Annotated in this window: 12 protein-coding genes; all 12 read left to right on the top strand. The window is 37.6% G+C overall.

Features of this window, described 5'->3' with window-relative positions:
- The first annotated feature begins 57 nt into the window (after nt 1-57).
- The 12 genes from JL53_RS10790 to hepT all read left to right on the top strand — a co-directional run bounded on the left by JL53_RS10790 (nt 58) and on the right by hepT (nt 11,571).
- Nucleotides 58-723: a LysM peptidoglycan-binding domain-containing protein gene (locus JL53_RS10790; protein WP_221770228.1), complete on the top strand. Its 666-nt coding sequence runs from the start codon at nt 58-60 to the stop codon at nt 721-723.
- Nucleotides 724-805: 82 nt separating this feature from the next.
- Nucleotides 806-1,768 carry an asparaginase gene (locus JL53_RS10785; RefSeq protein WP_014093280.1) on the top strand — a complete coding sequence of 321 codons (963 nt, stop codon included), beginning with the start codon at nt 806-808 and terminating at the stop codon, nt 1,766-1,768.
- Between the two features lie 14 nt (nt 1,769-1,782).
- Nucleotides 1,783-2,457 carry a (d)CMP kinase gene (cmk, locus tag JL53_RS10780; protein ID WP_038407612.1) on the top strand — a complete coding sequence of 225 codons (675 nt, stop codon included), beginning with the start codon at nt 1,783-1,785 and terminating at the stop codon, nt 2,455-2,457.
- A gap of 360 nt (nt 2,458-2,817) precedes the next feature.
- On the top strand, nt 2,818-3,963 hold the full coding sequence (rpsA, locus tag JL53_RS10775) for a 30S ribosomal protein S1 (RefSeq protein WP_003720264.1): 1,146 nt from the start codon (nt 2,818-2,820) through the stop codon (nt 3,961-3,963).
- A gap of 143 nt (nt 3,964-4,106) precedes the next feature.
- Nucleotides 4,107-5,417, top strand: coding sequence for a ribosome biogenesis GTPase Der (gene der / locus JL53_RS10770; protein ID WP_038407611.1), 1,311 nt, complete (start codon nt 4,107-4,109; stop codon nt 5,415-5,417).
- Between the two features lie 21 nt (nt 5,418-5,438).
- Entirely contained in the window at nt 5,439-6,455 is a 1,017-nt protein-coding gene (locus tag JL53_RS10765) for an NAD(P)H-dependent glycerol-3-phosphate dehydrogenase (RefSeq protein ID WP_038407610.1), read from the top strand.
- A 101-nt stretch (nt 6,456-6,556) separates the two neighbouring features.
- A complete protein-coding gene (locus JL53_RS10760; protein ID WP_038407609.1) occupies nt 6,557-7,537 on the top strand; it encodes a tyrosine-protein phosphatase in 981 nt (326 codons plus the stop codon).
- A gap of 412 nt (nt 7,538-7,949) precedes the next feature.
- Nucleotides 7,950-8,225 carry a non-specific DNA-binding protein Hbs gene (locus JL53_RS10755; protein WP_003720260.1) on the top strand — a complete coding sequence of 92 codons (276 nt, stop codon included), beginning with the start codon at nt 7,950-7,952 and terminating at the stop codon, nt 8,223-8,225.
- A 238-nt stretch (nt 8,226-8,463) separates the two neighbouring features.
- Nucleotides 8,464-9,033: a GTP cyclohydrolase I FolE gene (gene folE, locus JL53_RS10750; protein WP_003748610.1), complete on the top strand. Its 570-nt coding sequence runs from the start codon at nt 8,464-8,466 to the stop codon at nt 9,031-9,033.
- 58 nt (nt 9,034-9,091) lie between these two features.
- On the top strand, nt 9,092-9,859 hold the full coding sequence (locus JL53_RS10745; RefSeq protein ID WP_003720259.1) for a heptaprenyl diphosphate synthase component 1: 768 nt from the start codon (nt 9,092-9,094) through the stop codon (nt 9,857-9,859).
- Nucleotides 9,860-9,881: 22 nt separating this feature from the next.
- Entirely contained in the window at nt 9,882-10,595 is a 714-nt protein-coding gene (gene menG / locus JL53_RS10740; RefSeq protein WP_038407608.1) for a demethylmenaquinone methyltransferase, read from the top strand.
- A 10-nt stretch (nt 10,596-10,605) separates the two neighbouring features.
- Entirely contained in the window at nt 10,606-11,571 is a 966-nt protein-coding gene (hepT, locus tag JL53_RS10735; RefSeq protein ID WP_038407607.1) for a heptaprenyl diphosphate synthase component II, read from the top strand.
- The last annotated feature ends 10 nt before the right edge of the window (nt 11,572-11,581 follow it).

Below are 11,581 nucleotides of genomic sequence, written 5' to 3'. Positions count from 1 at the left end.
TGAGTGGCAAAAAAACAAAAAGATAAACGGGAATTTGAAGAACCGGTTGATTACGATATGAGTTCAGAAGAGCAAGATGAATTTAATAACGAACCACCGATGTTATCCCGTTCTGATAGCAGACGAGGAAAAAAGAAAACCATTTTTAGATATCCATTATTGAATTTATTAATTGTATTTTTTCTGTTAATACCAATCGTCATTGTGATTGTATTCGTTACTGTTCAAAATATGGGATCTAACGAAGTCAAAACCGAGACAGAATCAACTGTAAGTGTATCTGACAACACACAAGCAAAAGAAGAAAAAGCAAAAGCAAAAAAAGCCGCGGAAGAAAAAGCCGCAGCCGAAAAAGCGGCTGAAGAAAAAAAAGCCGCGGAAGAAAAAGCTGCTGCTACAAAGAAAGAACAAGATGCCGAAGCTGCTAAAAAGGCCGAAGAAGCGAAACAAGCACAAGAAGCTGCTAATCAAAAAGCGGCCGAAGAAAAAGCGGCCGAAGAGAAAGCTGCGGCTGAGGCTGCGCAGAAAAAAGCAGATGAAGCTGCGCAACAAAAAGCTGCTGGTGGATCGCACACTGTTCAAGCAGGAGAAACGCTATACGGGATTGCCCGTTCAGCCTATGGAAGTGCAGGAGCTGCTGCAGGCGTAGAAAAAATCAAACAAGCCAATGGACTTGGAAGTAATGATGTTCCAGTTGGTACAGTTCTAACAATTCCACAGTAATAAACAACACTGAATGGGTCTGGGAAACGCTTCCGAGACTCATTTGTTCGTTTAAAAGGAAAAAATGTAGGGGGAATGGACGATGGCAAGAGTCGCATTAATTACGACAGGTGGCACAATCGCGAGTAAGAAAACAGAATCAGGGAAACTTGCATCTGGAGAGTTATCAGGAGAAGAGTTAGCCGCTTTATGTAAATTGCCAACGGAGATTCAAATAGATATTTATTCTACTTTTCAATTACCGTCTATGCACATTACACTTCCAGATTTAATTAGTTTGAAACAGCTGATCGAGTCTATTTTTATGGATGAAACCTATGATGGCATCGTTGTTACACATGGAACGGATTCATTAGAGGAGACGGCTTATTTTCTTGACCTTGCTGTAACAGATACAAGACCTGTAGTGGTTACTGGATCACAAAGAGCGCCAGAAGAACCAGGAACAGATGCTTATATTAATATTCGCCATGCAATTTATACCGCCTGCGAAACAAATTTACGCCAAGCTGGGACTGTCGTTGTTTTTAATGAACGAATTTTTGCAGCCCGATATGTAAAAAAAGTACATGCATCCAACATCCAAGGCTTTAGTGCGTTTGGTTTCGGTTACTTAGGAATTATTGATAATGATCAAGTTTTTCTTTACCAAAAGCCATTAGAACATGAATGCTTTGATATTCGTTTAGATCTCCCTGAAGTCGTTGTAATTAAATGTTACATCGGAGCTGATGGTTTATTTATAGATGCGGCAATTGATAGTGGTGTGGCAGGAATAGTTTTAGAAGGTGTTGGACGCGGACAAGTAGCGCCAAAAATGATGCCTGCCATTATTCGAGCTTTAGATAAAGGGATTCCAGTTGTGATTACAACCAGTGCGGAAGAAGGGAATGTATACACTACATACGATTATGAAGGAAGTACATTTGATTTATATAATCGTGGCGTCATTCTTGGTAAAGATTATGATAGCAAAAAAGCACGAATGAAGTTAATGGTACTTTTAGCATCTCAAGAAGAGATAAATCAGACTAATTTTAGATAAGGGAGTTTTATTCTATGACAAAGAAAATTTGTATCGCAATCGACGGTCCAGCTGCAGCAGGGAAAAGCACAGTGGCAAAAATAGTTGCAAAAAAATTACAGTTTGTTTATATTGATACAGGCGCGATGTATCGAGCAGTTACATATGTTACGCATAAAAACAAGATTGATTACACGAATGAAAAAGCTATTGCTGAATTACTTGCAAAAACAGTTATTCGCTTCGAACCTGGAGAAATACAACAAGTATTTGTGAACGAAGAAAATGTAACAGAAGTTATTCGCTCTTTAGAAGTAACTAATCACGTTTCTATCGTTGCTGCACATCCTGCTATTCGAGAAGCTTTGCAAGAACGACAACAAGTTTTTGCTAAAGAAGGTGGTATTGTGATGGATGGTCGAGATATCGGGACTGCTGTATTACCAAACGCTGAATTGAAAGTTTTCTTATTAGCAAGTGTGGAAGAAAGAGCAGAACGTCGCTTTAAAGAAAATGCAGCGAAAGGTTTTGCCGGAGATTTAAACCAATTGAAAAAAGAAATTGAAGAACGCGACCACCTAGATTACACAAGAGAACATTCTCCGCTAAAAAAAGCAGTAGATGCGATTGAAGTAGATACAACATCGATGACAATTGATGATGTGGCTAATAAAATTCTTTTTTTAGCAGAACAAAAAATCCATAATTAACAAAAAACTGCTACATTTTCTGAACTAAATGGAAATGTAGCAGTTTTTTAATTTAACCGTGAAAGTCTACACAAAATGAGCGATTGCACGTCGTAATGATGTATTTTATCCTTTAAAAGAGCTTGACAAATGTTAGGATTTGTAGGATGTTATAAGAGAGATTTTTTACTTTGTGAAAAGTATCTTGAAAGGATTTTCTAGCTAAAAAGTCAGTTTGACTAAAGGTGCAATTGCAATTTTTCTTTTTTTAATCGGAAAATTTACCTATCTGGGAAACTAGTCAAGCAGATGAAGCGAGCAAGTTTTATGGCTTCTAAATTAGAAAGTTCTAAAATTCGACTAACGAATGGAGGGCTACACATGTCTGAAGATTTATTTGATGTGGAAGTTAGAAATTTTGAAGAAGGAGACAAAGTCACTGGCACAGTAACGAGTGTGGAGGATAAACAAGTTTATGTTGGGATTCCTGATAGCAAACTTGATGGTGTCGTTCCAATAAGTGAACTTTCCAATATACATGTGGAGACAGCTTCTGATGTGGTGAGCGTAGGCGACACACTGGATCTAATCGTAACTAAAGTAGAAGATGATGTACTTGTTTTATCCAAAAGAAAAGTGGATGCAGAAAAAGCATCTGATGATATTAAAGCGAAATTTGAGTCTGGTGAAGTATTTGAAGCAGTAGTAAGCGACGTTGTAAAAGGCGGCTTAGTAGTTGACCTTGGCGTTCGCGCATTTGTTCCAGCTTCTTTAGTAGAAGATCATTTTGTAGAAGACTTTGCAGATTACAAAGGAACAACACTAACATTTAAAGTAGTGGAATTTGAACCAGAAAATAACCGTGTGATTTTAAGCCACCGTGCTGTTGTTGAAAATGAAAAAGCAAGCCAAAAACAAGCTTTATTAAACGAAATAAAAGAAGGCGATGTCATCGAAGGTACAGTTCAACGATTAGCTAACTTTGGCGCATTCGTTGACATTGGTGGTGTGGATGGCTTGGTTCATATTTCACAAATTTCTTATCAACATATTGCAACGCCACAAGAAGTACTAGAAGAAGGGCAAAAAGTCACTGTTAAAGTTATTGGCATTGATCCTGAAAACGAACGTATCTCTCTTTCTATTAAAGCTAATCTACCTGGACCTTGGGACGGCATTGCTGAAAAAGCCCCAGTTGGTTCTGTTCTTGAAGGGAAAGTAGTTCGTTTAGTAACTTTTGGTGCTTTTGTAGAAATTTTCCCTGGTGTAGAAGGGTTAGTTCATATTTCGCAAATCTCTCACCAACATATTGGAACACCGCAAGAAGTGCTTTCTGAAGGTGAAACAATTGAAGTTAAAGTGCTAGAAGTAAATGAAACAGACAAGCGTTTATCGCTAAGCATTAAAGATTTACAAGATGCACCTATAGAAGAAGCTGATTATGAACTTCCAGAAGAAAGTACTGGATTCCAAATGAGCGATTTAATTGGGGATAAATTAAAAGGTCTAAAAAACGACGATAAATAATGGAACACGAAGGAGCCTAGGGAGAATGTTCCCATAGGCTCTTTTTCTTTTTTAAATCGAACTTTTCATTGCCAGTATGGTGTTTTACTGATAAACTAAAGAAAGTTTGATAAATAGGATTCGAGAAAAAAGTAGGTGAAATAATGGCAAAACCAGTTGTAGCGATTGTCGGACGTCCCAATGTCGGCAAATCGACTATTTTTAACAGAATCGTTGGTGAACGTGTTTCCATTGTGGAAGATGTTCCCGGTGTGACACGTGACCGCATATATAACTCAGCGGAATGGCTTGGAAAAGACTTTAACATTATTGATACAGGTGGTATTGATCTTTCCGATGAACCATTTTTAGAACAAATCCGCGCACAAGCAGAAATTGCAATTGATGAAGCAGACGTAATTATTTTTATTACGAATGGTCGTGAAGGGGTTACAGATGCGGACGAACAAGTAGCAAAAATTCTTTACCGGTCTAATAAACCAATTGTTTTAGCGATTAATAAAGTAGATAATCCAGAAATGCGTGACCAAATTTATGATTTCTATTCGCTTGGATTTGGGGAGCCATATCCGATTTCGGGTTCTCATGGACTTGGGCTTGGCGATATGCTAGATGCTGTTCGCGCTCATTTTCCAAAAGAAGAAGAGGAAGAATATCCAGATGACACAGTGAAATTTAGTTTGATTGGTCGACCTAATGTTGGTAAATCCTCTATTCTAAATGCACTGCTTGGCGAAGATCGTGTTATTGTATCTGATATTGCTGGAACAACTCGTGATGCGATTGATACAACCTATACATTTGATGGTCAAGATTATGTCATGATTGATACTGCTGGAATGAGGAAACGTGGAAAAGTCTACGAGAGTACCGAGAAATATAGTGTACTTCGAGCGATGAGAGCGATTGAACGTTCTGACGTTGTTCTTGTTGTCATCAATGCAGAAGAAGGTATTCGTGAACAAGATAAGCGAATTGCCGGATACGCCCATGACGCTGGTAGAGCAATTATTATTGTTGTAAACAAATGGGATGCAATTAATAAAGACGAAAAAACAATTAACGTATGGACTGAAGATATCCGAGAGCAATTCCAATTCTTAAGCTATGCACCAATTGTCTTTGTTTCTGCTAAAACAAAACAACGCTTAAATAATTTATTCCCACTTATCAACCAAGTGAGTGATAACCATTCATTACGTGTACAATCAAGTATGCTAAATGATGTTATTAGTGATGCAGTTGCCATGAATCCATCACCAATGGATAAAGGAAAACGCCTTAAAATTTTCTATACAACCCAAGTGGCTGTTAAACCACCAACCTTTGTTGTATTTGTTAATGATCCAGAATTAATGCATTTCTCTTATGAACGATTCTTAGAAAACCGGATAAGAGACGCATTTCCATTTGAGGGTACGCCAATACGAGTAATTGCTCGTAAGCGTAAGTAAAGTTTTCGGGAGGAAAAATAAATGACACCTAAAAAAGTAGCTATTCTTGGCGCTGGAAGTTGGGGAACGGGTCTTGCGCTTGTCCTAGCTGATAATAATCATAAACCAGTTATTTGGGGAAACTTAGATAAAATTGTGAATGAAATTAACGAATCGCACACGAATAGTCACTATTTGCCTGATATTATTTTGCCAACTGAGGTAAAAGCGACATTATCACTAGATGAAGCAATAAATGGTGCTGAAATTGTCGTTATCGCAATTCCAACAAATGCAATGCGGGTGGTTTGTAAGCAACTGAATGAAGCACTTAAAGAACCAACTATTTTAGTTCATGTAAGTAAAGGTATTGAGCCAGAAACGAACTTGCGGATGTCTGAGGTAATTGAAGAAGAAGTAGATGGGACTAAACGAAAAGCGCTTGTTGTTCTTTCAGGACCAAGCCATGCGGAAGAAGTTGCTTTACGTCATCCAACCACGCTTTGTGCGAGTTGTAAAGATTTAAAAGCAGCAGAAATCGTTCAAGATCGTTTTATTAATAATAATTTGCGTATTTATACAAATGATGACGTGATTGGTGCAGAAATTGGTGGCGCTCTTAAAAATATTATCGCACTAGGCGCTGGGATCTCTGATGGTCTCGGCTACGGCGATAATGCAAAGGCAGCACTAATGACAAGAGGCATGGCAGAAATCACTCGTCTCGGCGTTGCTGTAGGCTCTAATCCACAAACCTTTTACGGATTAACAGGTATCGGTGATTTAATCGTTACTTGTACGAGTGTGCATTCACGTAACTGGCGCGCTGGTAATATGCTAGGTAAAGGCGAGAATTTAGCTGAAGTGTTAGAAAAAATGGGTATGGTCGTTGAAGGTGTTCGAACCGCCAAAGCAGTACATGGTTGGGCTAAGAAGCTAGAGATTGATATGCCGATTACAGAATCCATTTATGCGATTTTATTTGAAAATAAAGATGCTCGTGAAGCAGTAGATTTACTAATGGGACGCAAAAAGAAAATCGAAAAAGAATCTTTTTAATAGAAAGAGCTAAGATAGGCAACTGCTTATTTTAGCTCATTTTTTAATTGATGTGCTAAAATGAAACAGAGGAATAAATAATAAAAAGTAGGTGGATAAATATGGAAATTACTCGTTCAAATAATACTGTCACACTAGAATGGAATCAAGAGGAAGTCAGCAAAGATACGTTAATTTTTGTGAATAATAGTCCTACCTTAGAAAGTAATGCAATACCTGTTTTAAAAGTCACAGAAGAAACAAATCACTTTACTTATGAAACAGATAGTATTCCAATTTACTTCTTTTTACAAAAGCCAGATGGTATAAGAACCGTTATTTCAGAACGCATTTTACCAACCGAGCGTATATTTAATTTTCGAGATATGGGGGGCTACGAGTCAGAAAATGGAAAACATGTACGCTGGGGTCAGCTATATCGTTCTTCTAATTTAGTGAATATCAATCAAACAGATATTGAATTAATTCAAAAGCTACATATTAAATGGATTTGTGATTTGCGTAGTAGTTCTGAAGTACAAGCACAGCCAACTCCAGAAATTGCCGGAGTACTAAATAAGCATATTCCGATTGGTACAGCTAAAAATGAAAAGACTGAGATACCAGAAATGACCGATAAAACGATTTATGAACCCTTAATGGGAGAAAGCTATCGTGTTTTTGTGCAGTCAATTGACGGTTTTAAAGAGATTTTTCATGAAATTTTAAAAGATACTAAAGCAGGAGTGCCTTTTGTCTTTCATTGCACAGCAGGAAAGGACCGCACAGGCGTTTTAGGAGCATTATTATTAACTTTGTTAGATGTGCCCGAAAAAACGATTTTCGCGGACTACGCCATCACTAATCGCTATCAAGATGCTATTTTGCAAGAAATGGGTGGAATCGTATCACTGTTTGCTAATTCTACCGAAAAAATCGATCTAGAAACATTTCGTCCTATGGCAGAAGCTCGTCCGGCCTATTTGGAAATTGCTTTTGATGAAATGAGAAAGCAATTTGGTTCCGTGGACAACTATTTGGCACAAGGAATCGGAATTACTGCTGAAGAAAAAGCAGCCTTTCAAAATTTATTGTTAGAGTGAAAACTAGTCGTAGTAACCTATAGTTTTCAGGCAATAGCAATTAATTAACGCATAATTTTATGAAAAAAGGACTATTTTAGTAATTTATAGTGGTATCGCTTGCTATTCTATGATTTCCCGGTTAGTATTATGGTTAACAGGTTGATACTATCACGTTTTCAAGCTATGAGAGAAAAGGAAAATAGCTGAAAATGTTAAGAAACAGTGTCAGTTTGGCATTATTCCTTGCAGTTACTGGGATTATGTGATAATCTTTTATCAGAATTACTGTTAAGGCTTGTAGTTAAGCCATTTCAGTCATTATTCTCCTTAAAATTCCAAAATCATTTTTGTTTTTGGAAAAAAAGAGAAATACAGGTACCATTTGGTCCTGCTTATTTTGTAGTATTCTGTGAAGGAGGTGAAAAACACAATGGCAAATAAAACTGATTTAGTAAACAGTGTTGCTGAACTAGCTGATCTTTCTAAAAAAGACGCAGCGAAAGCAGTTGAAGCTGTATTCGAAACTATTCAAACTTCTTTATCTAAAGGTGAAAAAGTTCAATTAATCGGATTTGGTAACTTTGAAGTACGCGAACGTGCTGCCCGTAAAGGCCGTAACCCTCGTACTAAAGAAGAAATCGACATCCCTGCAAGTAAAGTACCAGCGTTCAAACCTGGTAAAGCGCTTAAAGAAGCTGTTAAATAAGTTACATAGATTTTTTAAGCACATCTCTAGTCTGGTCTTAATTTTATAATTAAGCTAGGCTAGTTTTTTTGTGCTTTTTTTCAGGTGTTTTTTTGTGCGTGAAATAGGGAATGTAGTTAACAAAGCGAACAAAAACCCTATGAATATCACAATTTTAAGCAAATTAAATTTACCTTGAAGTTCGGCTGTGTTAAGATATACAAGGTATATAAATGCGAAGAAGATAGGGGAATTAAGGATGGAGCAAATAGACAAACAAAAAATTGCGGATGCAGTCAAAGTCATTTTAGAAGCAGTGGGGGAAAATCCAGAACGTGAAGGCTTAATTGATACTCCAATGCGAGTTGCTCGGATGTACGAAGAAGTTTTTGCCGGACTGAAAAAAGACCCTTCTGTTCATTTCAACACTATTTTTGAAGAACAACATGAAGAATTAGTGCTTGTAAGAGATATTCGTTTTTCCTCTATGTGTGAACATCATCTTGTTCCTTTCTTCGGCGTAGCGCATGTGGCTTATTTGCCGCAAAATGGCCGGGTTGCTGGACTTAGTAAACTTGCTAGAGTAGTGGATGATGTAAGTAAGCGCCCACAACTTCAAGAACGTATCACAACTACTGTAGCAGAAATTATGATGGACAAATTAAAACCATTAGGAGTCATGGTTATCATGGAAGCAGAACATATGTGCATGACTATTCGTGGTGTAAATAAACCAGGAACTAAAACAATTACAAGTGCCGTACGAGGTGCTTTTAAAAATGATGATAAACTTAGAAGTGAAGTTTTAGCTTTAATTAAGCATAATTAAGCATCCTTTATGGTATAATTTATTTTACGTAAGAAGGAGATTTAAAGGGGATTTTTAGATGACTTATCAGGCGAAGAAGGCTGGGCTAAAGGAAGTGGAGCAATTGGTGCATGAACAAGCAGTCTATCAGTATTTACAAGCGAATAATGAAGGTGGGCCAATGGATAAAGATCAAATGCTTTTTCTTCATGAAGCAATTTCCGGCTCCGATTTGACTGACGTTGCTGCATATCGTGTCGTTAGTGCAACGCTTTACATGATTTTGGCACACGATACGCATGAAAAAATCGATGAACCAGGCGATATTGTTCAGCTGACTCGTAAAGAACAAGAGTTAACCGTTCTCGCTGGGGATTTTTATAGTGCGCTCTATTATCAAACACTTGCTGAACTGGAGATGATTCCGTTACTACGTGCATTACAAACTGGTGTTCAGGAAACGAATACAGCGAAGACAAATATTTATCAATTGCATGTCGCGACAGATGAAGAATATCTGACTCAACTAACTTTGACGAATGCAGCTATTTTTGCTAAGTTCGCCCAATATTTTATGAATGATGAATCCTTTATTTCGTTAGGCTGCCAGTTTTTCTTACTCAAAAGATTACAAATGGAACGAGATTTATATAAAGAAATTGGTGCTTCTAGGTTAAAGCGTGCGTTTGATCACGGTTATTTTGCGAAGAAAGCAGTCAGCAATTTTGAAAGCTGGTTAATGGAAATTATAAATGATGTGAAGCGAGAAGTGGGACGCTTAAAAGAAAAAGCAGAACCACTTTCAAATATATTAGAAAAAAGAATTGTCGAGGTTTTAAACGACTGATAAATCAAAGGAGATTCGGGCTATGACGGAAACGAAAGAAGAAAAAGTACATAAAGTATTTGAGAAAATTTCTCCAAGTTATGACCGAATGAATAGTGTCATTAGTTTTAAACTTCATGTGAAATGGCGTAAAGAAACAATGAAACTAATGCGTGTTCAAAAAGGGGCCAATGTCTTGGATGTTTGTTGTGGAACAGCAGATTGGTCGATTATGATGGCAGAAGAAATCGGTCCTGAAGGTCACGTTACAGGACTTGATTTTAGTGAAAATATGTTAGCTGTGGGTCGTGAAAAAGTGCAAGAGGCTGATTTGCATAATGTCGAACTTATTCATGGAAATGCCATGAGCTTACCATTTCCAGATAATAGCTTTGATTATGTAACGATTGGGTTTGGACTACGGAATGTGCCGGATTATATGCAAGTACTCCGTGAGATGTACCGTGTGTTAAAACCAGGCGGACAGCTGGCTTGTATCGATACATCACAGCCGAATATTCCTGGTTGGAAGCAAGTATTTAATGCGTATTTCCGCTATGTAATGCCTGTTTTCGGAAAATTTTTTGCGAAAAGTTATAAAGAATATAGTTGGTTACAAGAGTCAACACGAGAATTTCCTGGAATGGCACGACTTGCAGAAATGTTTCAAGAAGCCGGATTTTCTTATGTAAGATATATTTCACATAGTGGCGGGGCAAGTGCAACTCACTTTGGATTCAAAAAGAAGGAACAATAAGGTGGCAAGCATGAAACTTAACTTTTTATACGCGAATATGCAAAAAGACATTGATATAGTAGAAAAAGAACTAAAAAAAGCACTTTCAGGAGCGGCTGCCGAAACAACTTCGGATGCGGCGCTTCACTTGTTAGAAGCTGGCGGTAAACGGATTAGACCGATGTTCGTTTGTTTGTCCGCGAGACTGTCTCCAAATGCGGATTTTGAAATGGTGAGAGATGCGAGTGTCGCAATCGAACTTATTCATATGGCTTCGATTGTTCATGATGATGTCGTTGATGATGCTGATTTAAGACGCGGTCGGGAAACAATCAAATCTAAATGGGGTAATCATATCGCCATGTATACTGGTGATTTTCTCTTTGCTAAATCATTAGAATATATGACAGAAATTAAAGACATAGCAGCTCATAAAATGTTATCACGCGTGACGGTAGAACTTTCTACTGGAGAAATTGAACAGCTAAAAGATAAATATAATTTTGATCAAAGTGTAAGAAATTACTTGCGTCGTATTAAACGTAAGACGGCACTGCTTATTGCAGCTAGCTGTGGACTTGGTGGCATTGTTTCTGGGCAGTCACAAGCAGATTACCAAAAACTATATCGCTTTGGTTATTATGTTGGTATGGCATTTCAAATAACAGATGATGTTCTTGACTTTGTTGGAACTGAAAAAGAACTTGGCAAACCTGCTGGAGAAGATTTACGACAAGGAAATGTGACATTACCAGTATTTTTTGCGATGGAAGATTCATTTCTAAAAAAACGGATTAGTCAAATAACGGAAAAAACAGAATCAGTAGAAATGGCCGCTTTAGTAGCAGAAGTGAAAAAAACAGGAGCAAAAAAAGCAGAAGATGTAGCAACCGCTTATCTAAAAAAAGCGCTAGCGACACTAGATTCACTGCCTCAAGTTCCTGAGTTAAAGCCGCTGAAGCAAATCGTTCGTGTGTTAGATAAAAGAAATTATTAACGTGAGGGAG

The sequence above is a fragment of the Listeria ivanovii subsp. londoniensis genome (assembly GCF_000763495.1).
In the GTDB taxonomy this organism is placed as follows: domain Bacteria; phylum Bacillota; class Bacilli; order Lactobacillales; family Listeriaceae; genus Listeria; species Listeria londoniensis.
Note: the sequence above shows the minus strand (reverse complement) of the source record. Positions and strands in the feature narration are given on the sequence as shown.

Coding starts and splice junctions, on each gene's coding strand:
- der (WP_038407611.1), top strand. CDS start 4,107: ATGGCAAAACCAGTTGTAGCGATTGTCGGACGTCCCAATGTCGGCAAA.
- JL53_RS10785 (WP_014093280.1), top strand. CDS start 806: ATGGCAAGAGTCGCATTAATTACGACAGGTGGCACAATCGCGAGTAAG.
- menG (WP_038407608.1), top strand. CDS start 9,882: ATGACGGAAACGAAAGAAGAAAAAGTACATAAAGTATTTGAGAAAATT.
- JL53_RS10765 (WP_038407610.1), top strand. CDS start 5,439: ATGACACCTAAAAAAGTAGCTATTCTTGGCGCTGGAAGTTGGGGAACG.
- JL53_RS10745 (WP_003720259.1), top strand. CDS start 9,092: ATGACTTATCAGGCGAAGAAGGCTGGGCTAAAGGAAGTGGAGCAATTG.
- JL53_RS10755 (WP_003720260.1), top strand. CDS start 7,950: ATGGCAAATAAAACTGATTTAGTAAACAGTGTTGCTGAACTAGCTGAT.
- rpsA (WP_003720264.1), top strand. CDS start 2,818: ATGTCTGAAGATTTATTTGATGTGGAAGTTAGAAATTTTGAAGAAGGA.
- hepT (WP_038407607.1), top strand. CDS start 10,606: ATGAAACTTAACTTTTTATACGCGAATATGCAAAAAGACATTGATATA.
- folE (WP_003748610.1), top strand. CDS start 8,464: ATGGAGCAAATAGACAAACAAAAAATTGCGGATGCAGTCAAAGTCATT.
- JL53_RS10760 (WP_038407609.1), top strand. CDS start 6,557: ATGGAAATTACTCGTTCAAATAATACTGTCACACTAGAATGGAATCAA.
- JL53_RS10790 (WP_221770228.1), top strand. CDS start 58: ATGAGTTCAGAAGAGCAAGATGAATTTAATAACGAACCACCGATGTTA.
- cmk (WP_038407612.1), top strand. CDS start 1,783: ATGACAAAGAAAATTTGTATCGCAATCGACGGTCCAGCTGCAGCAGGG.